The 24622-nt window shown below is 60.0% G+C and carries 23 protein-coding genes; 6 read left to right on the forward strand and 17 right to left on the reverse strand.

Annotated elements, in window-relative coordinates; all coding sequences use genetic code 11:
• Window position 1 precedes the first annotated feature (1 nt).
• Window positions 2-1378: an aldehyde dehydrogenase family protein gene (locus tag MWU54_RS16055; RefSeq protein WP_247085722.1), complete on the forward strand. Its 1377-nt coding sequence runs from the start codon at window positions 2-4 to the stop codon at window positions 1376-1378.
• Window positions 1379-1382: 4 nt separating this feature from the next.
• Window positions 1383-2528, forward strand: a complete 1146-nt coding sequence (locus MWU54_RS16060) for an iron-containing alcohol dehydrogenase (RefSeq protein ID WP_247085724.1) — start codon at window positions 1383-1385, stop codon at window positions 2526-2528.
• A 152-nt stretch (window positions 2529-2680) separates the two neighbouring features.
• Here MWU54_RS16060 and MWU54_RS16065 read toward each other — a convergent pair whose 3' ends face one another.
• On the reverse strand, window positions 2681-3106 hold the full coding sequence (locus MWU54_RS16065; RefSeq protein WP_247085726.1) for a VOC family protein: 426 nt from the start codon (window positions 3104-3106) through the stop codon (window positions 2681-2683).
• Window positions 3107-3174: 68 nt separating this feature from the next.
• Between MWU54_RS16065 and MWU54_RS18770 the strand changes: the two genes are divergently transcribed.
• Complete coding sequence (locus MWU54_RS18770; RefSeq protein WP_281496152.1) at window positions 3175-3765, forward strand: TetR/AcrR family transcriptional regulator; 591 nt, start codon at window positions 3175-3177, stop codon at window positions 3763-3765.
• A 23-nt stretch (window positions 3766-3788) separates the two neighbouring features.
• On the opposite strand, the gene MWU54_RS16075 is transcribed toward MWU54_RS18770, so the two are convergent.
• The 10 genes from MWU54_RS16075 to MWU54_RS16120 all read right to left on the reverse strand — a co-directional run bounded on the left by MWU54_RS16075 (window position 3789) and on the right by MWU54_RS16120 (window position 14349).
• Complete coding sequence (locus MWU54_RS16075; protein ID WP_247085728.1) at window positions 3789-4871, reverse strand: ABC transporter ATP-binding protein; 1083 nt, start codon at window positions 4869-4871, stop codon at window positions 3789-3791.
• On the reverse strand, window positions 4868-5677 hold the full coding sequence (locus MWU54_RS16080) for an ABC transporter permease (protein WP_247085730.1): 810 nt from the start codon (window positions 5675-5677) through the stop codon (window positions 4868-4870). Before MWU54_RS16080 ends, MWU54_RS16075 begins: the two co-directional genes overlap by 4 nt.
• Window positions 5674-6660, reverse strand: a complete 987-nt coding sequence (locus tag MWU54_RS16085; RefSeq protein WP_247085732.1) for an ABC transporter permease — start codon at window positions 6658-6660, stop codon at window positions 5674-5676. Before MWU54_RS16085 ends, MWU54_RS16080 begins: the two co-directional genes overlap by 4 nt.
• A gap of 78 nt (window positions 6661-6738) precedes the next feature.
• Window positions 6739-7848 (reverse strand): extracellular solute-binding protein, encoded by a 1110-nt coding sequence (locus MWU54_RS16090; protein WP_247085734.1) that lies wholly within the window; start codon window positions 7846-7848, stop codon window positions 6739-6741.
• A 64-nt stretch (window positions 7849-7912) separates the two neighbouring features.
• The gene (locus MWU54_RS16095; RefSeq protein ID WP_247085736.1) at window positions 7913-8995 is read right to left on the reverse strand and encodes an NAD/NADP-dependent octopine/nopaline dehydrogenase family protein; all 1083 of its coding nucleotides are present in this window, start codon (window positions 8993-8995) and stop codon (window positions 7913-7915) included.
• On the reverse strand, window positions 8992-9579 hold the full coding sequence (locus MWU54_RS16100) for a peroxidase-related enzyme (RefSeq protein ID WP_247085738.1): 588 nt from the start codon (window positions 9577-9579) through the stop codon (window positions 8992-8994). Before MWU54_RS16100 ends, MWU54_RS16095 begins: the two co-directional genes overlap by 4 nt.
• Window positions 9576-10055 carry a hypothetical protein gene (locus MWU54_RS16105; RefSeq protein ID WP_247085740.1) on the reverse strand — a complete coding sequence of 160 codons (480 nt, stop codon included), beginning with the start codon at window positions 10053-10055 and terminating at the stop codon, window positions 9576-9578. The genes MWU54_RS16100 and MWU54_RS16105 overlap by 4 nt, the downstream gene beginning before the upstream one ends.
• Complete coding sequence (locus tag MWU54_RS16110) at window positions 10052-11518, reverse strand: NAD(P)/FAD-dependent oxidoreductase (RefSeq protein ID WP_247085742.1); 1467 nt, start codon at window positions 11516-11518, stop codon at window positions 10052-10054. Before MWU54_RS16110 ends, MWU54_RS16105 begins: the two co-directional genes overlap by 4 nt.
• Before the next feature lie 36 nt (window positions 11519-11554).
• On the reverse strand, window positions 11555-12892 hold the full coding sequence (locus tag MWU54_RS16115; RefSeq protein ID WP_247085744.1) for an MFS transporter: 1338 nt from the start codon (window positions 12890-12892) through the stop codon (window positions 11555-11557).
• Window positions 12889-14349 (reverse strand): aminotransferase class V-fold PLP-dependent enzyme, encoded by a 1461-nt coding sequence (locus MWU54_RS16120; protein ID WP_247085746.1) that lies wholly within the window; start codon window positions 14347-14349, stop codon window positions 12889-12891. Before MWU54_RS16120 ends, MWU54_RS16115 begins: the two co-directional genes overlap by 4 nt.
• Window positions 14350-14459: 110 nt before the next feature.
• On the opposite strand from MWU54_RS16120, the gene MWU54_RS16125 reads away from it, so the two are divergent.
• Window positions 14460-14924, forward strand: a complete 465-nt coding sequence (locus MWU54_RS16125) for an Lrp/AsnC family transcriptional regulator (RefSeq protein ID WP_247085748.1) — start codon at window positions 14460-14462, stop codon at window positions 14922-14924.
• Between the two features lie 23 nt (window positions 14925-14947).
• Here MWU54_RS16125 and MWU54_RS16130 read toward each other — a convergent pair whose 3' ends face one another.
• From MWU54_RS16130 to MWU54_RS16155, 6 genes are all read right to left on the reverse strand, one after another.
• A complete protein-coding gene (locus tag MWU54_RS16130) occupies window positions 14948-16369 on the reverse strand; it encodes an L-serine ammonia-lyase (RefSeq protein WP_247085750.1) in 1422 nt (473 codons plus the stop codon).
• 3 nt (window positions 16370-16372) lie between these two features.
• Complete coding sequence (glyA, locus tag MWU54_RS16135) at window positions 16373-17647, reverse strand: serine hydroxymethyltransferase (protein ID WP_247085752.1); 1275 nt, start codon at window positions 17645-17647, stop codon at window positions 16373-16375.
• A gap of 78 nt (window positions 17648-17725) precedes the next feature.
• Entirely contained in the window at window positions 17726-18256 is a 531-nt protein-coding gene (locus MWU54_RS16140) for a sarcosine oxidase subunit gamma family protein (protein WP_247085754.1), read from the reverse strand.
• 13 nt (window positions 18257-18269) lie between these two features.
• Complete coding sequence (locus MWU54_RS16145) at window positions 18270-21278, reverse strand: sarcosine oxidase subunit alpha (RefSeq protein ID WP_247085756.1); 3009 nt, start codon at window positions 21276-21278, stop codon at window positions 18270-18272.
• Window positions 21275-21574 (reverse strand): sarcosine oxidase subunit delta, encoded by a 300-nt coding sequence (locus tag MWU54_RS16150; RefSeq protein WP_247085758.1) that lies wholly within the window; start codon window positions 21572-21574, stop codon window positions 21275-21277. Before MWU54_RS16150 ends, MWU54_RS16145 begins: the two co-directional genes overlap by 4 nt.
• Before the next feature lie 13 nt (window positions 21575-21587).
• Window positions 21588-22841 (reverse strand): sarcosine oxidase subunit beta family protein, encoded by a 1254-nt coding sequence (locus MWU54_RS16155; RefSeq protein WP_247085760.1) that lies wholly within the window; start codon window positions 22839-22841, stop codon window positions 21588-21590.
• A 103-nt stretch (window positions 22842-22944) separates the two neighbouring features.
• On the opposite strand from MWU54_RS16155, the gene MWU54_RS16160 reads away from it, so the two are divergent.
• Together MWU54_RS16160 and MWU54_RS16165 are read left to right on the forward strand one after the other, a co-directional pair.
• Entirely contained in the window at window positions 22945-23970 is a 1026-nt protein-coding gene (locus tag MWU54_RS16160; RefSeq protein ID WP_247085762.1) for a GlxA family transcriptional regulator, read from the forward strand.
• 37 nt (window positions 23971-24007) lie between these two features.
• Window positions 24008-24610, forward strand: a complete 603-nt coding sequence (locus tag MWU54_RS16165) for a dimethylsulfonioproprionate lyase family protein (protein WP_247085764.1) — start codon at window positions 24008-24010, stop codon at window positions 24608-24610.
• The last annotated feature ends 12 nt before the right edge of the window (window positions 24611-24622 follow it).

A 24622-nucleotide genomic window follows, 5' to 3' on the forward strand; every position in this document is an offset into this window, starting at 1 on the left:
TATGACCAAAACAGTTGACCTCATCTCGCCCATCGACGGGTCAGTCTACCTCACCCGCGACGTGCTGACCCAGGACGCCGCCCTTGCCGCCGCCCAGCGCGCGAAAGAGGCCCAAGCCGCATGGGTCGCGCGCCCGGTGTCTGACCGCATCGCGATGGTGCGCAAAGCGGCCGAGATCATCGGCACACAACAAGACCGCATGACAACCGAAATCGCGCATCAGATGGGCCGACCCATCCGCTATGGAGGCGAATTTGGCGGGTTCAACGAACGTCTGACCTATATGGCGGACGTCGCCGAAGACGCGCTCGCGCCGATGGAAATCGAAGACAGCGACCAATTCCGCCGCCTGATCAAGCGCGTGCCATGGGGCACCGTCATGGTCATCGCGCCGTGGAACTACCCCTATATGACTGCGATCAACACGGTGGCCCCCGCGCTTATCGCGGGCAACACGGTGATCCTGAAACACGCGGGCCAAACGCTGAAGGTAGGCGAACACCTGGCAGAGGCGTTCCACGACGCGGGCATTCCAAAAGACGTGTTTCAAAATCTTGTCCTCGACCATGACACAACGTCTGCCTTGCTATCCAGCAAAGCTGTCGATTTCGTTAATTTCACCGGCTCCGTTGGCGGCGGCCAGGCCATCGAACGCGCCGCCGCTGGCACCTTCATGCCCGTCTCAACCGAACTGGGCGGCAAAGACCCCGGCTATGTCCGCGCCGACGCCGATCTCGACGCAGCCGTCGATACCCTGCTCGACGGTGCGATGTTCAACGCGGGCCAATGCTGCTGCGGGATCGAACGCATTTACGTGCACGAAAACCTCTACGACCAATTCGTCGAAAAAGCCGTTGCTTGGGTCAACGCCCAAACCCTCGGCAACCCGCTCGACCCCGACACAACGATGGGCCCCATGGCCCACAAACGCTTCGCTGCAGAGGTGCGCGCGCAGATCGACGAGGCCGTTGCGCAAGGCGCAAAAGCCCATATCGACACTATGCCAGCCGACGATGGCGGCGCATACCTCACCCCACAAATCCTCACCAATGTCACTCACGACATGCGCGTCATGCGCGACGAAAGCTTTGGCCCCGTCGTCGGCATCATGCCGGTCAAGGACGATACCGAGGCGATCCAACTCATGAATGACAGCCAATTCGGCCTGACCGCCTCTATCTGGTCTAAAGACGCCACAAAAGCCGAAGAGATCGCCGACCAGATCGAAACCGGCACCGTGTTCCTGAACCGTTGTGACTACCTTGACCCCGCCCTGTGCTGGACCGGCTGCAAAGACACCGGACGCGGGCAAGGCCTGTCAAAACTCGCATATCAGGCTCTGACACGGCCCAAATCCTACCACCTCAAGAAAGCATAATACCATGAGCCTCACCGCAAACTGGTCCTACCCCACTGCCATCCGCTTCGGCGCTGGGCGCATGTCGGAAATCGCCGAGGCCTGCATTGCCGCGAACATCACCAAACCTCTGCTGGTCACGGATCGCGGGTTGGCCAACATGGATATCACCACCAAAACGCTCGACCTGATTGAACAGGCGGGCCTCGGTCGCGCGATCTTTGCGGATGTGGATCCGAACCCGAATGAAAAGAACGTCGAAGACGGTTTGAAGGTCTACCGCGAAGGCGGGTTCGATGGCGTCATTGCCTTCGGCGGCGGCTCAGGACTCGATCTGGCCAAGACACTCGCCTTCATGGCGGGTCAATCCCGCCCGCTCTGGGATTTCGAAGACATCGGCGACTGGTGGACCCGCGCTGACCCCGACGGCATCCACCCCATCGTTGCCGTGCCCACCACTGCTGGCACCGGGTCCGAAGTGGGCCGCGCCAGCGTGATCACCAATTCCGAGACGCATGAGAAGAAGATCATTTTCCACCCCAAGATGCTCCCCGCCGTTGTCATCTGCGACCCAGAGCTGACGGTAGGAATGCCCAAGTTCATCACCGCAGGCACCGGCCTTGATGCCTTCGCCCATTGTGTCGAGGCGTTCAGCAGCCCGCATTATCACCCCATGAGCCAGGGCATCGCCTTGGAGGGTATGAAGCTGGTCATCGACAACCTGCCAACCGCTTACAACGATCCCACCAACATCGACGCCCGCGCCAATATGATGAGCGCAGCGGCCATGGGCGCAACCGCCTTCCAAAAGGGCCTCGGCGCGATCCACGCCATGTCCCACCCCATCGGCGCGCATCACCATACGCACCATGGCACCACCAACGCCGTGTGCATGCCCGTGGTCCTCAAGTTCAACGCGCATGCCATCCACGATCGGTTTGATCTTGCGGCGGGGTATCTTGGCATCGACGGAGGCTTCGACGGCTTCCGAAAGTTTGTCGATGGGTTCAATGAGAGCTTTGGGATCCCGAAAACCCTCACCGACCTGGGCGTCAAAGACCCCGATCTTGATGTACTGGTCCGCGACGCTTTGAAAGACCCAAGCACTAGCGGCAACCCGGTGGAAATGAACGCGTCCAACACGCGCAAGCTTTTTGAAGCGGTGCTCTGACCCGGACGTGTAGGGCGGCAATCGCAGGCCTGATGAAAAAGAGAGGCCCCGGATCACTGGTCCGGGGCATCGCGTTACTGGTAATGCGTCTGATAATGCCCACGGGCAGGATCGACTACAACCGACGCGCCTGATGCAAACGTCGGCCTGAACTACGCCGGAAGCGCCTCGGCCGCGTATTGATCCACATATGCGCCCACCGGCGGAATGGGTTTGATCACGTCAATCAAAACTCCGTTTGGGTCGCGGGTGATGTAGTGCCGCTGGCCGAAAGCCTCGTCTGTCAATGGTTTGAGAATTGGCAATCCCGTCGCCTGCGCGCGTTCGAACTCTGCATCCACATCCTCGACCTCGAAATTCAGGATCAAGCCACCAACACGACCTCGGGCCTGTTCCGGGATGGTGTCGTGGTCACACTGCAGAATGGCAATGTTGACGCTGGGGTCTTCGCTGGATTGCAGATGGCAGTACCAATCGGCATCAAAACTGACGTTGAATCGGAAATGATCAACATAGAACGCTTTGGTTGCGGCGACATCGTTGGTTTGGATCACGGGGTAATACTGAGTGCATTTCATATTGAGTCTCCTTTCAAACAAACATACAGTCTGTATGTAACTCATCTATAAACATACAGGCTGTATGTATGCAACAGGAAAATCAAACCCGCTCGAATAAAGCGCGCACGGCAGCCACGCGTCTTGCGCTGATCAATGCCGCGCGAATGCTGTTTTCGGAAAAAGGCTACGCGGAAACCTCAACACCCGAGATCGTCAAGGCCGCCGGTGTCACGCGCGGCGCGCTGTATCATCACTTCGAAGACAAGATCGCGCTGTTCCGCGCCGTGGTGACCGAGGAATATATCGCCGTCGCCAATGAAATCACGGCCACGTCCAAGGCACATCCCGGCACGGCAATCGACGCGTTAAAGCAGGGCGGTCGCGGCTATCTTAAAGCCATGCAAGACAAGGGGCGCGTCCGCATCATGCTGTTGGATGGCCCCGCCGTGCTTGGGCAACTGGAGTTGGCTCAGATCGACCAGGACACATCCGGAGACACGCTGCGCCAAGGGTTGCACGGGGCCATGCAGGCGGGCCAGATCAAGACCCTGCCGCTCGACGCGTTGACGGTGCAGCTATCCGCCCTGTTCGACCGGGCCGCGCTTGCCGTGGCCGAGGGGGATGACCCGCAAGATCATCTTGATGTCCTCGACGCCATTTTTGAGTCGCTGACGTAACGCGGCGGACGCCCCGATCTTGATCAGTCGCGCAGCACCGCCATGCTGTCGCTGTCCCATGCCGCCCAGATCAAATCATCGCCAATGGCATGGCCGGTATCCGCGTCGACAAACGCCCGCAGCTTTGCACCTTCGGACTGTTCGACCACCATATCGACAGCCATCCGACTGCCCAGGAATGTCTTGCTGATCACGCGGCCCTGCACGGCGTTCGGCAGGTCCGGGCGCGCGGTGTGGAAGCCCAGCTTTTCCAATCGGACCGATGCCGTGATGGGCGCGCCTTCGGTTGGGATCCCGGACGGCGCATGACCTTTGAGGGTCCGACCGTACCAATCCATGACAACGGCATCCCCGTCGACACCGCGCATCTTGCCAGAAAGCAGATTGGTCTCTCCGATAAACTCAGCGACAAAGCGGCTTTGGGGGTGGAAATAAAGATCCTCGGGCGTGCCATCCTGTTCCACGCGTCCCTTGTTCATCACCACGATGCGGTCTGACATGGTCAACGCTTCTTCCTGATCGTGGGTGACGAAAAAGAACGTCTTGTGAGTTTGCTGCTGAATGGATTTCAGTTCGCGCTGCACCTGTCCCCGCAGCTTGGCATCCAGGGCGCCAAGCGGTTCGTCCAAAAGCAACAGCGCCGGGTCCGGGGCAAGCGCCCTCGCGAGGGCAACACGCTGACGTTGTCCACCCGACAATTGACCGGGATAGCGGTCACCAAACCCGTCGAGTTCGAGGAACGACATGATCTCGTCGAGCCGCCGCTTGATCGCGGCCTTGTCCATGCCTTTGAGCTCCAGTGCAAACGCAATGTTCTGCTGCACCGTCATATGCGGGAACAAGGCGTAATCCTGGAACACCATGTTCACATGGCGCTTCTCGGGTGGTTGGTTGGTCACGTCCTCGCCATCCAGAATGACGCGGCCGGTGTCCGGACGTTCGAACCCACCCAGGATTCTGAGGGTCGTGGATTTGCCACAGCCCGATGGGCCAAGGAAGGTCACGAACTCACCCTGCGCGATATCAAGAGACAGGTTCTCCAGCGCAACCGCATCGCCAAAACGTTTGGAAATGCCGTCGATATGGACAAGTGGCGCGGACGTCATGCTTGACTCTCCTTGTTGGTGCGTCGGGTAAATCGTTCGGCCCAGATACCAACGGCGGCGGTCAGGACCAGGGCAACGGTGGCGATGGCGTTGATCTCGGGCGACATGCCAGAGCGCAGCATCGCGAAGATCAGCACAGGCAGTGTTGGCTCATAGCCACCCAGGAAGAAGGACCGTACGAAATCGTCAAAGCTCAGCAGCAGGCAAAAGATGCTGGAGCCAAGGATCGCCGGAACCAGATACGGCAGGGTGATGCGCATAAACGCAATCAGCGGGTCGGCCCCGAGATCACGCGCCGCTTCGATCTGGCTCTTGGGCAGGGTCGACAAACGCGCCATGACAACAAGGCACACGAACGGCACATTGTGCACGGCATGCGCCCAGACAATCGCGCCCATACCGGGCTCGATGCCCAGCCACCGGGCGTAGATGCGGAATGCGATGGCTGAAATGATCCCCGGCACAAGCGCGGGCAGAACCATAAGCGCAAAAGTAACCGCCCGACCCCAGAACTTGCGCCCTTCCAGAAGCACGGCAATCCATGTGCCAACGATGACCGAAATCAGCGTCGACAGGATGGCAATCGCAACCGAATAGCCAAAGGTATACAGCACCTCTGCATCGGAAAAGACACCCTTGTACCAGTCCAAAGTCCACGACCGGATGGGAAATCCGATGAACTTGCTGTCCTTGAACCCCATGATGATCATCAGGATCAGCGGCACAAAGACATAGAGAACGAAAGCCCAGTAGATACAGGCCAGAAAGATCCGGTTCCCCCGGTTAAGCTCGACCCGGTTGTTCATCTCGTGTCTCCCTTGCGGAGCATGTACATCAGCTTCTGAAAGACGCCCGTGATGACCAGCGCGGCGGCAAACATGATCACGGCAAAGGCCGCACCCGTGGGCCATTCGTCACCGGCGACATGGAAGAACCCGGCAATGGTTTCGGCAAACACCGTGGTCGATGGACCCCCCAGAAGAACGGGTGTCGCGTAAAAACCCGTGGATATCAGGAACACCAGCGTACAGCCCGACGAAATGCCTTCGATGGTCAGTGGCAGCGAGATGCGGCGGAACCGGGTCCAGGCCCCGGCCCCCAGATCGGCGGCGGCTTCGTTCATGCTTTGTGGCAGCTTTTCCAGTGCGGAATAAAGCGGCAACAGCATATACAGCGCCGTCAGGTAGACGATGCCGACCCCCATGGAAAAGCTCGTGTACATAAAGGGAATGGGCCGGTCGATCAGCCCAAACCATTTGAGCACAAGGTTCACCGCCCCGGTATTGCCCAACAGGATCATGATCGCATAGGTCCGCACGATTTCGCCAACCCAGAACGGGATCAAAAGAAGCAACAAAAACAGCATCTGGTTTTTGCGGCTGACATGGCGCGCGAGAAAATACGCCACCGGATAGGTGATGATCAGCGTGCAGAACGTGAACACGGCAGCGAATGTCAGGGTGCGGAAAAACGGCATCCAGAAAATGCTGTCGCCGAAAAACCGCATGTAGTTGTCCAGCGTGAATTCTTGCGGCGTGCCGGGCGCGACCGGATACGCGTCAATCAACGACACACGCAGCATCTGAAGCATCGGACCCAGATGTTGCGTCAGCAGCCACAGGATCGGAAACGCGGCGAGAATGAAAAACTGGCGGCGCGGTGACGCTGTCAGGAAGACAGCAAATGCGCGGTACGGTCCCCAATTTGCCACACGCCCCCAGAACGGGCGCGGGCCAGAGGCCACCGCATGGCCATCGCTGTCTTTGCGCACGGATGCGTCATACGTCATCTCACGGGTACCTTTCTCGCCGAAAAGGAAGTGTGGCGACCCGCCATACGTCACGGCGGGTCACGCAGGTCACAGGGGTTAGGCCGCCTTGACAGCCTCGACCGCTGGATCAACCAGACTGTACTTCATCTCGTTCGCCTCGGCGCGGAAGAACTGGAGGTTCGCCAGCTGCTCTTCCGGGAAAGACGTCGATTTCTTTTCAAGATCCGTCAGGTAGTTCGACGCATCCTTGTAGGTCGAGATAAAGCCCGACGCCTTGGTCATCGACGCACCGATTTCTGGGGATGCAAGGATCGCATCAAGGAACGTGTAGGCGTTGTCCACGTTCGGCGCGTTGTTGGCGATGTTATACGTGTAGACGAACCCGTAAGACCCTTCGCGCGGAATGGTCATGGCAAGCGGGAAGCCGTCATTGATCAGCGCCGCCGCCGGTCCGTTCCAGCTATGGCCCAGCGCGATGTCCTGGTTGACCATCATCTGCTGGAATTCTGCACCGCTCTCGTAATACTTGCGCACCAGCGGCTTGTGATCGATCAGGAATTGCTTGGCCTCTTCCACGATGGCGGCCGCCTTTTCCGGATCGTCCATATAGGCCACCATGTTGCCGTCATACCCAAGCTTGAGCATGACAATCGACATCATGTCCTGAATGATATACGCGGTCTGGCCCTTGTATTTCTCAGAGAACAGCGTGTCCCATGTCAGCGCTTCTTCTTCGGACACCAATTCCGTGTTGTAGGACAGAACCTCCATCCCGGACAGGATAGGCGCGCCCCATTTCTCACCGTTGATTGTCGCCCAATCGCTTTCCGAGAAGGTTGGGTTGATATTGCCCCAGTTGGACAAACGGCTCGTATCAAGCGGGGCCAGCAGTTCGCTGTCGATGAATTGCAGGAACCGGTGGCCGGCCACTGTCATGATGTCCACGGTCGGGTTCGGCTGCTCGGCGGCAAGCAGGTTGAACTGTTTGCCCTGGTCATCGACCAGACGCACGTTCACCTTGATACCCGTTTCGGCCTCGAACTGTTCCTTGAAAGCTTCTGGCACAAAATCATTGTAGGTCCAGATGTTCACCTCACCGCTGCCCTGCGCTGCGGCACGGCGCAGGTAGGCCGGGCTGGCAACAGCAGCACCGGCAAGCGCCGTCGTGCCGATAAAACGGCGGCGGTTCATCAAAAGCTTGGTCATGGTATCATCTCCTTGTTGGTTTTTTGTCCCCGTACCTCAGTGTTCACGACGCTAGGTCAAGTGTCTAGCGCAACAGGCCGGTACGGGCGGCTTGTTGCAAGTCGTCAAGGCTGTAGCGGTCCAATTCCAATGCGGACAACAACTCGTTTTCATTTGCAAAATCGCGATCATACATCGCCGAGAATATCTCGATCCCGGCTTCATGCAGCACGGCGGGACGATCCACCAACCGGCCCAGCACAGCCGTCAGCTGCAAGCCGTAAGGCACATCCTCGGTCACGTAGCGGCTGTCGGCCGTGGCCGGACCGGTGCCGCCATTCCCTTGCGCATGCATCTGCTGGTTCATTTCTGAGATAGACGCGACAGGCACATGAAAGCTCAGGTGGAAGTGTTCGAAAATCGTCTTGACCTTCAGGTCCAGCGCCTCTGCGATGGCCAACCGTTCCAGATCAAGCTTTTCCAGCAGCCGCCCGACCTTCGGTGTCACGTTCTGCCCCTGGCTCCAGACCTCGCCCCGTTCCATCCGCGTGATGTTGCCCAAGGCGATGCCAAGGTGGTTCTGCGGGTTCAGGTTCGACAAAGAAATCGCCAGCAATCCGTCGCGCGGCTGAAACCGGTCGCCGAACAGCGTTTGGCAAAGAGCAAGCGCGTCGTCCGATGCAGTTTCCGGCACGGTGCAAAGATCGACCCGGCTGCGGATCGTGTTGACACGCACCACGGCACCCTCCTGACGTCGTCCGGTGACAACGGTGGTGCCCCAGGCGGTGATCGGCGCGGAGACCCCGCGCGCGTTCAACATCTGCATCAGGTACACCGCACCCATCGACGCGTGCGAGGACATGATCACGTGCTGCCCGTCGCGGATATGGGGCGCAAGCGCGTCTAGAACCGCCTTATGTCCATATCCGGGCAACGCCAGCACGATAACGTCATTTTCGGCGACAAGCATCTGCGCGGTCTCAGCGATACGCGCGGTAAAACCCCTGTCCAGCGCGCCTTCTGCCGAAATCCCGCCCTCAAGCCCCTTGGTGCCTTTGCCGGATGGCGACCAGAGCATCGGGTCATGCCCGTTTTCCGTCAACAGCGCCGCTGTTCCCAGGGCGATGGACCCCGCACCGGCAATCCCGACACGCCCAATAGCGCTCATGCCGAACCCTCGCGGCGGACGGGATCTCCCAGGACGTGCATCAAACGGTTGGCCCAGCCGAACAGCGATGTCGACAAGATCAGATCGAGGATCTCCGCGTCCTCCAATCCAGCCTCCCGCAGCGCGGTGACGTCATCGGCCCCCGCCGAAGGCGGCGCTTCGGACAGTTTGCGCGCAAAGGCGAAAATCGCGGCATCGCGCGCAGACAGATCTGCATTCGCCCCATCCGCAAAAAGCTTGTCCGTGACGTCGGTACTGCCTTCCAGTTTGGCATGACGGTCGGCATGCACGGCAGCGCAATAGATGCACCGATTGACCATCGACGCCGCAATCGCGCCCAGTTCGCGCTCGGCCCGCGACATCCCGCCTTCGTCATACATGATCGCGTTGAACAGGGGCGACCGAACCGCAAGGCTTTCCACATCATGCGCCAGGGTCAGGACATAGGCCGACACCTTGGTATTCGATGGCGTGACCTTCAGCGCGTCCAGTTGTTCCGGCGTGGCCTCGTCCAGTTTGACAGGCGTTACCCGAGGCTGCCATTCCGGCACACGCCGGGTAAACTTGTGCACAACGCGGCTCATGATTGCGCTCCTTGCATCAGTCGCAATCCGGCAGCCACGCGCACTTGGTAGGCGACAAAGGCCACCAGTTCGCACAAGCGCACGATGTCTGCATCCGCAACCCCTGACGCTTGCAAACGGGCGATATCTTCTGCCGCGATGTCCTTGGTTGCCGTTGCGGCCTTGTCGACAAAAGCCACCAGATCGCGGTGCTCGGCCCCGCCATCCTGCGCCGGGTCCGACAGGGCGACAGCGTCACCGGCCGCATCTGCGTACTGCTTGGCCAACGCCGTTTCACCAGCTTGCGCCGCAATGCGCGATGCCAGGGCAGCGCGCAGGGCATGCGGCACGCCACCCGCGTCTTTGGGCCGCAAAACCGCGTCTTCGGCGGCTTGCGTCATCTCGAAGATGTTGGCACGGGTCTCAACGGCCTCACCAACCGCGCCAGCGGCGTGCACACCTGCGGCGCGCAATGTGGAGGTTTCAAAAACACTCATGCAACTTTGCCCTTTTGGCTGTCCTGCTCCAGCTCTGTGGGCTCCCACTCATGCCCCAAAAGCTCGGGCTTGTCGTAGTCCTGCATCTCCCGCCAATGCGTTTCCACGTCTTCTGCATAAAGCTTCGCCGCCACTTCACGGGCAAGCCATGTGGCACCCTCACTGATGCCCGGAATATCGCCGCTGACCTTTCCAAGGCTGGCTGACGCGCCGTAGTTGAAGCAATAGACACTACTTAACCAAGGTGCGGTCCCCGGGTTTTTCTCGCGGAAGGTGAAATCCGGATTGAGGTAGGGGAACCGCCCCAGATCCGCGTTTTCCTCGCCTTTTGGCGGGCTGTAGACGTCCTGCCACAACAAGATATTGCCTGCCGTATCGCCGAATTCGGTTCGCGCCATGGGATCAATCACGAACCCGGTTCCCAGGATGACGAAATCGGCGAAATAAGACGTGCCATCGGCAAAGAAAATCTCCGCCCCACTGCCGCGCTGTTCGATCCGCACGGTTTCCTTACCGAAATGGAAATATGCGTTGTCATGGCGGCTGACCCGAAGCGTTGAACCATGCGGCGGCGGTGTCTGGGTTGCAAAGGAATACTGCATGAACCGCCAGCGCCATTCGTCGGGCAAGGCCGCAAACCCGGCTGTGAACCCAAAACTGCCGATACCCATCATCTTGTTGATCGTCGGCATCTCGGCACGGCGCACCAGATGCCGAACCTCGGCCGCGCCATGCTCCAACGCCTCGGCGGCATTGTCGACGGCTGACGCGCCCACACCGATCACCGCGACGCGTTTGTTCTTGAGGGTCGTAAAATCAATCTCGTCCGCGCTGTGCGCCCAAAGCGCCCGTGGCAGATCCTTGACGAAACCGGGAATGTTCGGCCCGCCCGTGCCATCGCGCCCGGTCGCAAAAACCAGTTTGCGGCACAGGATCGTGCCAGCGTCTGCACCGGATACTGTCAACCGCAACAGATCGCCTTCGGGTTCCACGTGATCCACGGAGATACCGTTTTCCACCGGGATATCCAGCGCATCCCGGTACCATTGCAGATAGTTCATCCACATCGGACGCGGGATCTTGTCCAGCTTGTCCCACGCCTCGGCCCCGAACTGTGCGCGATACCATGCCTGAAACGTCAGCGCGCCGTGGCCGAAAGCAGGACCCGTCAGGGTTTTGGGGGACCGCAGCGTTTCCATCCGCGCATAGGTCAGCCACGGGCCCTCACGCCCTTTCGGGGAACGGTCCAGCACGCGCACGTTATGCATCCCGCCGGTGCGCAGCGCGAACCAGGCCAGCATCCCGCACATCCCGCCCCCGATGATGACAACATCCGTGACGTCCTCTCGTTGAGGCACCCAGTCCTTGCCCGGATACAAAAGGCAATCGAGGTCAGCTTTCAACCGGGCCTCAAGGCCGGACAGACCCAGTCCGTCAAATTGCGGTAATTCATGCAAAGGCATCAGATCGATCCCGTCATCTAGAGTTTCGGTTCGGCATCACGCAGGTCCGTTGGACCATCGCGGATGCAGATCATCAATATAGAAAGGATGCGCATGGCGATGATTTTCGCCTGTCGCCTGTGGATCACGCAAATGCGGATGATCCGCTGGCAACTCCGGATGCGAATGGGCACGCGCGACCGGGTCTTCCTTCGGCCAGACCTGCAGCGCCAGCAGCGAAACCGCGATACACATCAGGCACAACACCAACAGCGCCATTTCAAGCGACACCCAGGTCGCCATCCACCCGGCCAGGGGATAGGCCACAAGCCATCCCGCATGGCTAAGCGAGAATTGTGCCGCAAACACCGCCGCACGATCCGTTTTGCGCGCAGACCGGGTGATCACCAGACCGCCGGGTGTCAAAACCCAGGACGAGGCAGCGCCGAACCCGATCCAGACCACAGCAAGACCGCCCAGCGGCGCAGTCGGCAGCAGCGAGAAACACATCCCGACCGAGGCAAACAGGAAGGTGCCCAGACCCATCACGTTGCGCTCACTCAGCCGCCGGACAAGCCGCGGCACAGTCACCGCGCCCAACGCGGCCCCAAGGCCATAAAACCCCATCAAGACCGGGAAATAGGTTTCAGAAGACCCCAATCGCGCGCCCGCATAGACAACGGTGTTCACCAGCACCCACGCCATCGCAAGCGACAGTGCAAAGTTAAACAGGAACAACCCCCTCAGGCGAGGCGTGCGAACGTAGATCGTCAATCCTTTGGAAGCCCGCTTCCAGAACGGCGTTTTTGCCCGTTCGACACCATGCGACGGAACCTGCGCCATCAGGATCGCCACAACCGACCCGGCAAAGGCAACCGCCGCAACCAGGAACAACGATCCTCCGGCCAGCACCGTCAGCAATGTACCCGCAATAACCGGGCTCAGAACGGCCTCCAGCGTGTAGGCAATACGCGACCACGCCAAGGCGCGCGTATACGCGTCCTCTTCGGGGACAATATCGGGAATGACGGATTGATAGAGCGGGGTAAACCCGGCGGAACAGACGAAAAACACGAAAGACAAAGCCGCGATGTGCCAGATATGCGTCGTGAACGCCATCGGCACCAAAAGCATCATGCGCCCGATATCCAACGCCACCAGCGCACCTTTGCGCGACACACCCGCAAGCAGGCTTTCCGCGACCGGGGCCAGCCCGACATAGGCCACCATTTTCAACGCCAGCAAAAGCCCAAGAACCTGACCCGCCGCCTCGGCTCCGCCAATCCGGTACGCGGCAAGGGACAGCGCAACTGTCAACAAACCAACCCCGATCAGCGAGCAGACCTGCGCGCCAAACAGCCATCGGAAGTTCGGATTGGCCAATGGGCTAGTCACGATGCGAGTGTCTCCTGGGTCTGGTCCACCGGAAAGAACCGTGCAGTTGCGGGATCTGCACGATAGCAAGTTTGGTAGTCCGCCGCTGAGAAGGCAAGCCGATCTACCGCGTCGATCACCCGATCCACCTTTTCATCCGTCATCAACGCCGACAGGTTCAACCGCACCCAACCGGGTTTTTCCAACTCGTGACCTTCGGAAATCGCACGCTCAAGGTTGGCGGATTGTTCGGCATCAAGGTTCAGCAGGCGATGGGCGTAGGACCCCGCGCAGGCACATCCGCCGCGCGCCTGCACACCACTGACATCACTCAGAAGGCGGGTAAACAATTGTTGGTGGACAAACCCACCGCGCCCGTCCGGAACACGGAACGAAAAAATCGGAAGCGCATTAGGTTGCGCGGCACCCAGAATCTGCAATCGGGAATTTTGCGACCAGACTTTTTCGGCCCGTTCACGCAGATGCGTATGGCGCGCATCCAGCCTCGCCTGACCCAGCGCTTCTTTCACCAGCATGGCCAGCGCAACGCGGATATCCCCGATCACGTTCGGCGTGCCCGCCTCTTCGCGCGCCTGAACCCGTTCGGAATAGGTATGCCCCCAGGGCGACACGAAACTCACCGATCCGCCGCCCGGTAATGTCGGTGTGTGCCGTGTGACAACCGCATCGCGCAGGATCATCACACCGCTTGCGCCCGGCCCCCCGGGAAACTTGTGCGGCGAAAAAACAATCGCGTCCTTGGCTGCGTCCGTTCCCGATTTCATGTCCATCGGCATGTAGGGCGCACCGCACCCGTAATCCCAGATCGCCAAAGCGCCGCGCGATTTGAGCAGGCGGGTCACCGCATCCACGTCCGTCACGATCCCGGTCACGTTCGATGCTGCCGAAAACGCACCAACCACCAGATCCGCACCGGCTGCATCCTCCAAAGCCTGACCAAGCGCCGCAAGACACGGGCCTCCGGTTGCGCCTTCCGCGATCTCGACAACCTCCGCCCCGCTTTCTCGCCACGGCAGCAGGTTGGAATGATGCTCATAGGGGCCAACAAACACGACAACGCGACCGCCCTTTTCAGCGATGCGGGCGATGTTGAGCAAGGCAACAATCCTGTTGATCGCTGCGGTCGAACCTGACCCGGTGAACACAACACTGATGCCAGCACCCGCCCCGGTCAGCCGTCCGACCTCGCGGCGCGCAGCTTCGCGCAAGCGTGTGACATACGACCCGCAGAACGACGCCTGCGTATGGCTGTTGGCGTAATAGGGCAAAACCTTGTGCCGGACAAAATCCTCGACCTGATCCAGCGCGCGCCCCGACGCAACATAGTCGGCATAGATCAGTGGTTTGGGGCCAAACGGACCGTCAATTTCGATCCCGTCTCCTATCAGGCCCGCGCGCACCCAATCCAGAACGTCGTCGCGCAAAAGGGATGTCTTGAAGTCGTCAAGGGGACACATTTCAGCCTCCAAAGATCGATTTGGCTAAACCGATAATGACACACGTTATTTGAAAGTTTTCATTGCATATTTGCGCTTTACGAAAGTATTTTCGATCATATGATCGGTTTATGACCCAGAAACTAGATCATATTGACTACCGCATTTTGAACGAATTACAACGCGACGCCGCCCAGTCGCAGCGCGCGCTGAGCGACCGTGTCGGCCTGTCACAAAACGCCTGCTGGCGGCGGCTGAAAGCGCTGGAATCAAGCGGTATCATTCGCAATCGGACGGTTGTGCTGGACCGTGCGCAACTTGGGGTCGGATTGATCGTGTTCGTCATGGTTAAAACGCGGCACCATTCGGCGGACTGGCTCAAACTGTTCCGCACCCATGTGTCGTCGATCCCCGAGGTGATTGATTTCTTCCGCATCGGCGGTGAATACGATTACCTTCTCAAGATCGCGACCAAGGATATGGCCAGCTATGATCGCGTCTACAAACGTCTGATCGAAGGGATCGAACTGGAAACCGTCACCTCGCATTTTTCGATGGAGGCGATCGAGGAACAAAGACCGATCCCGCTTTTCTGACAAAAGCGGGATCGCGTTTCACCTCAACACTCGGGCAGATTCACGGCGAGACCACCAAGGCTGGTTTCCTTGTACTTGGTATTCATGTCCTCGCCCGTTTGGCGCATCGTCTCAATGCAATTGTCGAGCGGCATGAAATGGGTGCCGTCTCCGCGCAGGGCCAATGACGCCGCTGAAACCGCCTTGATGGCCCCTAGCCCGTTGCGTTCGATACACGGCACCTGTACCAGACCGGCAGCCGGATCGCAGGTCATACCCAGATGATGCTCCAGCGCAATTTCGGCCGCATTCTCGATCTGCTTGTTTGTGCCGCCAAGCGCTGCGCAAAGCCCTGCCGCCGCCATGGCTGACGCGCTGCCAACCTCGGCCTGACAACCACATTCCGCCCCCGAAATCGACGCGCGGTGCTTGATCAGCCCACCAATCGCGGACGCGGTGAGCATCATGGTTTCCACGCCTTCGTCCGTGGCTCCGATGCAATGGTCGCGGTAGTATCGCACCACCGACGGCATCACGCCCGCCGCACCGTTTGTGGGCGACGTGACAACGCGCCCTCCAGCGGCGTTTTCCTCGTTCACAGCCATCGCATAAACCGACAGGTAATCATTCGCCGCATGCGGTTGGCGCAGGTTGCTGCCTTGTTCGGCCAATAGCTGCTCGTGGATCGCTTTCGCACGGCGTTTGACGCTCAAACCACCGGGCAGGATGCCTTCCATGCGCAGGCCACGGTCGATACAGGCGTTCATCACGTCACAAACGCTGGTAATCTGAGCCGACAGCTCGCGCGGCTGGATATTCTGATGCGCGCATTCATTCGCACGCTTCATCTCGGCAATGCTCTTACCCGACGCGCGACCCATCTCCAGCATCTCTGCCGCCGACCCAAAGAGATAGGGATACCCCATCGCCTCTTTCTCGGCGTGCAGGGTCTGGGTCTTGGCGGCCTTCTCGGCCTCCAGTTCTGCCTCGGTCACAACGAACCCGCCACCAATCGAATAGTAGGTTTGCGTCATGTAAGGATTGCCGCGCTCGTCAAAGGCGCGCAGCACCAGACCATTGGCATGGCCGGGCAAGGGCGGGCCATAGTCGAACACAAGGTCCGTCTCGGGATCAAAATCCAGCGTGCCAAGCCCCGTTGGGCTGATGCGCTTGGTCTTGCGGACCTCTGCTTCCAGTTCCTCGGCGGCATCAGGATCAAGCGTGGCTGGCAGGTAGCCGATTAACCCAAGGATCACCGCGCGGTCGGTTGCATGGCCTTTGCCGGTAAAAGCAAGCGAGCCGTGCAAGGACGCCCCGAGGCGGGCCAGTGAGCCCGCCCCCGGAATTTTCTCAGCCCCGCCGCGCAGATCATCGAGGAACCGCGCGGCTGCGGTCATCGGCCCCATCGTGTGCGACGAAGAGGGACCGACGCCGACCTTGAAGATGTCAAAGACCGACAGGAACATGGCTTACACGCCGTCGCTGTAGATCGGGTGTGCGGCGCACAGCGCCTTCACCTCTTCCAACACAGCCGCTTCAACCGCCGCGTCGCCCTCAGGATTGATCGCCAGTGCGTTGATCACCTGAAGCACAAGCTCACCAACTTTGCGGAACTCGGCCTCACCAAACCCGCGCGTTGTACCGGCAGAGGTGCCCAAACGTACGCCCGAGGTGACAAACGGCTTTTCCGGGTCGAACGGAATGGCGTTCTTGTTGCAGGTCAGCCCTGCCCGTTCGAGCGCGATTTCCGCCACCTTGCCGGTCACACCCTTGGGGCGCAGATCGACCAGAACCATGTGGCAATCGGTGCCACCGGACACGACGCCCAGACCACCTTCGACCAGCACTTCGGACAGCGCGCGCGCGTTTGCAATCACGTCCTTGGCGTATTGCTTGAACGACGGCTCCAGCGCTTCGCCGAACGCAACAGCTTTGGCCGCGATGACGTGCATCAGCGGGCCGCCCTGATTGCCGGGGAACACGGCAGAGTTAAACTTCTTGGCTAGTGCTTCGTCATTGGTCAGGATGATGCCGCCGCGCGGACCGCGCAGGGTTTTGTGGGTGGTCGAAGTCACAACATGCGCATGCGGCACCGGGTCAGGATATTCACCCGCCGCAATCAGGCCTGCGTAATGCGCCATGTCGACCATCAGGTACGCGCCCACTTCGTCGGCAATCGCGCGGAACGCGGCGAAATCCATGTGGCGCGGATAGGCGGATGCACCTGCAACGATCAGCTTAGGCTTGGTCTCAAGCGCAACCTTGCGCACGTTGTCCATGTCGATCAGGTGATCGTCCTCGGACACTTCATAGCTGACAACATCGAACCACTTTCCCGACATCGTGACGGGTGAGCCATGCGTGAGGTGTCCGCCATGCGCGAGGTCCAGACCCATGATCCGGTCACCTGGCTGAAGCAGGGCAAGGAACACCGCTTGGTTGGCCTGAGCACCGGAATGCGGCTGCACATTGGCAAAGCCCGCACCAAACAGCTCTTTCAGGCGGTCGATGGCGATCTGTTCAACCGTATCCACGTGCTCGCACCCGCCATAGTAGCGACGACCCGGATAGCCTTCGGCGTATTTGTTGGTCAGAACAGAGCCTTGCGCGCGCATCACGTCCGCGCTCACGATGTTTTCAGACGCGATCAATTCGATCTGGTTCTGCTGGCGGTCCAGTTCGAGGCTAACGGCATCCGCAATCGCGGTGTCGGAAATGCGGGTGGTGTTCAGTGTCTTGAGCATTGGGATAGTCCTTTCAGACGTAGCAAGAGGATCGCGCCCCGAGTTCGGGGCGCGTTTCAACATGAGCGTGAACGAAGGTTAGAGGCCGACAGTCAATTCGCGCGCGGCGATTTCCAGAAGGCCGTGGACATGCGGGAAGTAAGACCGCCAGACCTCAACTCGGAACGCATCTTCCGCGTCCCGGATCAGCATGACCTGTGCATAGTCAAACACCGTGCGCTTTGCTCCGCCGATGGGCAGACGCGACAGATCAATCGGGCATCCAACCGACAACAGCGCAAGCGCGTCTGGGCCGTCGATCCCAATGGTCATTTCCCGGTCCGAGATCACAACAAGGCTATGGGCCGTATCGGCGCGCACGGCGGCAAACGCCGAGACAATCGCCTGCTGGTCGGCTTCGGCCGCGTGCAACAGCCATTCGTCGGGCCCGATGCAATAGGCGGCACGATCCCCGCTCTGAGCGCCCTGACCGATCTTGGTGGGCAGCGTCAGTCCGAAGGCGGCAGAGGCCACCGACAAATCGGCAGGCGCAATGCGCAGGTTGAACCGGGCCACGGACGGCAGAACCGTTACCGAAACGGTGTCGAAAGATGTTACCGGAGCATTCATGGGTTTACCCTCCTCACTCGACCTTCAGGCGGTCGCCTGCCGGATCATAAAACACGGTTGAGGTGACTTTGGCCGGGACGGCATCACCATTTTCGGTCGGGATGTGCAGCGTGTCATCCATCCGGTCGAACCCGCCTTCGACCACGGCCATCGCAATGGACCGGCCCAACGACTCCGACCAATAAGACGAGGTCACGTGCCCGATCATCTTCATCGGCTTGGCCTGCTTGGGATCCGCCACAATCTGCGCACCCTCGGTCAGCACGGTCTTGGGGTCTTCTGTCAGAAGGCCGACCAACTGCTTGCGGTTCGGGGCCACGATGTCAGGGCGGTCCAGCGAGCGTTTGCCAACGAAATCAGGCTTCTTCTTGCCAATGGCCCAGCCAATACCCGCATCCTGCGGCGTGACTGTGCCATCGGTATCCTGACCCACGATGATAAAGCCCTTTTCGGCGCGCAACACGTGCATGGTCTCGGTGCCATAGGGACAGATGTCGTATTTCTGACCCTCAGCCCACAGCTTTTCCCAAAGCTCTTTACCGTGGCGGGCGGGCACGTTGATTTCAAAGCCCAACTCGCCGGTAAAGCTGATCCGGAACAACCGAGACGGGAAGCCCGCGACGGTGCATTCGCGCACGGACATATGCGGGAACGCCTCGTCGGAAATATCGATGCCCTCGACAAATGGCGCAAGCACTTTGCGCGCGTTTGGACCGTTGAGCGCGATTGTCGCCCATTCCTCGGTGGTCGAGGTCAGCCAGACCTTGAGGTCGGGCCATTCCGTCTGCAGGTAATCCTCCATCATGTTCAGCACACGCGCGGCACCGCCGGTTGTGGTGGTCACATGGAACAGATCATCGCGCATCCGGCCAATGACGCCGTCGTCACGGATGAACCCTTCTTCACCAAGAAGCAGGCCATAGCGGGCGCGGCCCACTCCCAGCTTGGTCCAGGGGTTGGTGTACATCCGGTTCATGAATTCGGTCGCGTCGGGGCCAGAGACCTCGATTTTGCCCAGCGTGGAGGCATCAAAGATGCCAAGGCTTTCGCGGGTCGCCTTGCATTCGCGGGCAACGGCTTTGTGCATGTCTTCGCCTGCCATGGGGAAGTACCACGCCCGCCGCCAGAGCGCGACCGGCTCGAACTCTGCGCCGTGCTCTTCGGCCCAGCTGTCGATGGGCGTCTTGCGCGTCACTTCAAAGTGCTTGCCCTTGTGGTAGCCTGCGAAGGCCCCAAAGGTTGTCGGCGTGTAGGGCGGACGGAACGTGGTCAGACCCACCTGCGGCGCCTCTTTGCCAAGCGCGTCGGACGCAATTGTCAGGCCGTTCATATTGGACAGCTTGCCCTGATCGGTCGCCATGCCGTTGGTGGTATACCGCTTGACGTGTTCGATGGACTTCATGCCCTCGCGCACGGCCAGACGAATGTCCTTGGCGGTCACGTCGTTCTGGAAATCGACAAACGCCTTGGCTTTGCCCGCGCTGCGATCTGTCGGCAGTTCCTTTTGAGTGATGCCGGTGCCGGTGCGGTCGTCTGCAACCTCGTAGGTCGCAACACCCGCGTTGCCGCCCAGCGATTTGACTGCGTCGGTTCCGGCCTTGGTGCCGTCTTCAAGTGCAGCAGCAATGCCCCAAAGCCCGCGCCCCGCACCTGCGATATGCACGTCTTCGGTTTTGTGACCGGGCAGATACACCTTCGCCTCTTCATCCCAGTGCAGCGACCCCTTGGTGTGCGAGAAGAGGTGCAGCGACGGCGTCCAGCCACCGCACACCAGCACGGCGTCACAGAACAGCAGATGGGCGGAGCCAACCTTGCCGTTGCGAACAGGGTTCACGCGCAGCGCGCTGACCCGCAGGCGGCCCTTGGTGCCGGTCGCGGTGTAGCTGAGATAGGTCTTGATTCCGCGCGCATTCGCTTCGTCGAGCAACGCCTGAGACACGGTCTCACGCGTGTCGACAATCGCGACAACCTTTGCACCTGCATCGGCCATATCAAACGCGCTGTACCACGCGCTGTCATGGCTGGTCAGGACAACAGGCTTCTTGCCGACCAACACGCCAAATCGGTTGAGGAAGGTCTGCGCGGCCCCGGCCATCATGATGCCGGGTGTGTCGTTGCCGTCAAACACCATCGGACGCTCGATGGCACCCTGTGCCAGCACAACCTCTTTGGCCCGCACCCGCCACATCCGTTCACGCGGCGCGCCTTCGGGCACATCCGCCATGTGGTCGGTCAGCTTTTGCACCAGACCAATCATGTTCTGGTGGTAATACCCCATTGCCGTGGTCCGCGTCATGCGCGTCACGTTTGGCATCCGGTCCAGTTCGGCCATCGCCCCTTCAAGCCATTCCCAGGCAGGCTGACCGTCGATGGAAACTGACGGCTCGGAAAGGAGCGTGCCACCCATCTCGGAGTTTTCGTCAACCAGCACAACCTTTGATCCCGCGCGACCAGCGGTCAGTGCTGCGGCAATGCCCGACGGGCCAGAGCCGACGACGAGCACGTCACAATGCAGGTAACGACTGGCATAATGATCCGGATCGACCTCTGTCGGCGCTTTCCCAAGACCCGCGGCTTTGCGGATGAACGGCTCATAAACCGAGTCCCAGAAGCTGCGGGGCCACATGAAGGTCTTGTAGTAGAACCCGGCCGAGAAAAGCATGTAGAGGCGGTCATTGATCGCGCCCAGATCGAACTTCAGGCTGGGCCACTTGTTCTGGCTCTCGGTCTTCAGACCTGCGTAGATCTCTTGCATCGTCGCACGGGTGTTCGGCTCAAACCGGCCTTTTCCACCGCCACGGGTTGTCCCGATCAGCGCGTTGGGCTCTTCCGAGCTTGCCGTGACCACGCCGCGCGGGCGGTGGTACTTAAAGCTACGCCCCATGAGGTGCTCACCATTGGCCAGCAAAGCCGACGCAACCGTGTCGCCCTCAAACCCCTCGTAAGTCTTGTCGTCAAATGTGAACTTGACCGGCTTGGCGCGATTGACGCGGCCCCGGCCTTCTACGCGATACTCGGTCATTCTGCGGCCTCCAGGGTTTGCATGTCAGGGCGGGCCTCGCCTGCCTTGTAGGTGGTCAGGAAACGGTCACTGACCGTGTCGCGCAGCGCGTTGAAAAAGCGCCCGCAGCCGTTGATGTGCCGCCAGCGTTCGGCGTGCACACCTTTGACGTTGGTGCGGATGAACAGGAAATCGCGCCATTCCTCGTCGGTCAGCTTGGACGGATCGGCGGGACGGTCGATATGCGCTTCACCGGCATAGGCAAATTCGAGTTCGGGAAGTGTGTCGTCGCAATAGGGGCAGTGAATCAAAAGCATCGGGTATCCTCCCTTAGTGTGCCACAGCAGCGGCAGCGGCTTCGTCGATCAGACGGCCGGTGGTGAAACGCTCAAGCGTGAACGGTGCGTTGATCGGGTGCGGCTCGTCCTTGGCCACGGTCCAGGCCAGCGTATGCGCCGCCCCCGGTGTTGCCTTGAACCCGCCGGTGCCCCAGCCGCAGTTGACGTAGAGACCCTTGACCGGGGTCTTGCCCAGAATGGCCGAACGGTCGGGCGTCACATCGACGATCCCGCCCCATTTGCGCAGCATCCGCATGCGGTTGAAGATCGGGAACACCTCGCAAATCGCCGCAACCGTGTGCTCGATCAACGGCAGGCCACCGCGCTGCGAATAGCTGGTGTACTGGTCTGTGCCCGAGCCGATCACCAGCTCGCCCTTGTCGGACTGGCTGATATAGGCGTGCACGGTGTTCGACATCACAACGCAGGGGAAGACCGGCTTGATCGGCTCTGACACCAGCGCCTGAAGCGGGTAGCTTTCCAGCGGCATCCGCACGCCCGCGCTATCCATGACGACCGATGTGTGACCGGCGGCAGAGACCGCGACTTTCTTGGCCTTGATAAAGCCCTTGGCGGTATCAACACCCTCAACGGACCCATCAGCACCGCGACGGATCGCGATCACCGGGCAGTTCTGGATGATGTCCACACCGCGCTTTGCCGCGGCGCGCGCGTAGCCCCAGGCCACCGCGTCGTGACGTGCCGTGCCCGCACGCTGCTGCAACGCCGCGCCCATCACCGGGTAGCGCGCGTCGGGCGAAATGTTCAGTGGCGGACAGAATTCCTTGGCTTCCTTTGCCGTCAGCCAGCGGTTGTCGACACCGTTCAACCGGTTGGCATGGATGTGGCGCTGGAAAGATTGCACGTCATGCACGTTATGCGCCAGCATCATCACGCCGCGCTTGGAGTACATCACGTTGTAGTTCAGCTCGGTCGACAGGTTGTCCCACAGGTCCAGCGCGTGATCGAACAGCTTGGCGCTTTCGTCGTACAGATAGTTGGACCGAATGATCGTGGTGTTCCGCCCGGTGTTGCCACCGCCCAACCAGCCTTTTTCGATGACCGCCACGTTGGTGATGCCGTGCTCTTTGGCAAGGTAGTACGCCGCGCCAAGCCCGTGACCGCCCGCGCCGACGATGATCACGTCGTATTCGTCCTTGGGCTGGGAATCCGGCCATTGCTCGGGCCATTGTTTATGGCCGGTAAGCGCATTTTTCAGCAGCGACATCGCAGAGAAATGAGTCATGGCAAAGCCTTTCAGAGCGGAAGATTCGGAAGTTCCCGCACTTATAGGTGGCCCACCTATTCCGGACTGTATAATTCCGTCATTCTTGCATTATGATCTCGTCATGAGTGAACGTGATTCCAGCCCGGCAAAAACCCGCTTGCGCTTGCGGGTCGGATTCATCCTGACCCGCAGGTTTACCATCTGTGCCTTCGCAAATTTCGTGGATGTTCTGCGCCTTGCCTCTGACGAAGGGGACCGGTCGCGGCCGATCCTGTGCAACTGGCGCGTGATCTCGTCCGACATGAGCACCGTCACGTCGTCAAGCGGGATCGGTGTTCAGCCCGAAGAACGCCTGGGGGACCCGACTCGGTTCGACTACATTGTGGTGATCGGCGGGTTGATGAGCAAACTGGAACAGGTCGAACCCGCCTATATCGCCTTTCTGCAACGCGCCGCCAAAGCCGGGGTGCCGCTGGTCGGTGTCTGCACCGGGTCGTTTGTCTTGCACAGCGCCGGGTTGCTGAACGGGTATCGGTGTTGCGTCAGCTGGTTTCACCACAACGATTTCCTAGAACAATTTGACGGTCTCGCCCCGGTATCGGACCAGATCTTTGTGGTTGATCGGGATCGCCTGACCTGCTCCGGCGGGACCAGTTCCGCCCATTTGGCCGCCTTTCTTGTGGACCGGCACATCAGCAGCGATGCGGCCCGCAAAAGCCTGTCGATCATGATGATCGACGAAGCGATGAAAGCCGATCAACCGCAACCCGGCATGCCGATGGATCTGACCACCAATGACAAGATCGTGCGCCGCGCGCTGTTGCTGTTCCAGCAATCGCTGTCGTCGCCGCCTTCTGCGCCAGAGCTTGCCGAAAAACTGAATGTCAGCCCGCGAACCCTTGAACGGCGCTTCGCAGCGGCGCTGTCGATGACCCCGTTTGAGGCCGGGCGCAAAATCCGCCTCGCCCATGCGGAACGGCTGTTGCAGCGCACCACCCACAGCATCACGCAAATTGCACAGGACACCGGGTTCTCGGACGTGTCGCATTTCATCAAGGTGTTCAAATCCGCCAATGGCAGCACACCCGAGGTCTGGCGCGAAAGATGGGCCGAGACGGCTGGTCGTTCCACCGAATTTGAGCTTTGATGCGGGACATGCCGGTCACGCCTGAACAGGAGCTTTCATGACGCCCCGCAACCCCGCCTTGCAGCGCTTTCTGAATTCGATTGAACGCGCCTATCTTGCGCGTCCACGCCCCGACCTTCATGAAACGGCGGTCCGGATTGTCTTTAACTGCCTGAAATCCCCCGCACCGCAATCAAACCAGACCCCCGGTCGATTGCCCGTCTGCACCCATCTTGCTCCGCTTGCCGAACCACAGCGTTTTGACGACCCATCCCTGCGTCAAGTGATGACCGATTTCATGGCGCTCGAACCCCGTCTGGAATGGCGTCGTCGCGTCGGCAGCCGTACCGGCGCAAGCGACAGTTTCGAAGACGGCCATGCCAACGTTTTGCTGGTCGGACCCGGTGGATTGGAAGACCGCACAGATGTGTGGCTGGGCGCATCGCTACTGGCCCCGCATGTTCAGTACCCAGATCACCGGCACACGCCCGAAGAAACCTATCTCGTGATGAGCAAAGGCGGCTTTCGCCAAGGCCACAACGCTTGGGTCGATGTTGAAGCAGGCGATACGTTTTATAATGTTTACAACATCATACACTCGATGCGTTCGTGCGACGAACCGCTGTTCGCGTTTTGGGCGCTTCGGGAAAAACCCATCTGACACGACCATCAA

The sequence above is a fragment of the Marivita sp. S6314 genome (genome assembly GCF_023015985.1).
In the GTDB taxonomy this organism is placed as follows: Bacteria; Pseudomonadota; Alphaproteobacteria; order Rhodobacterales; family Rhodobacteraceae; genus Marivita.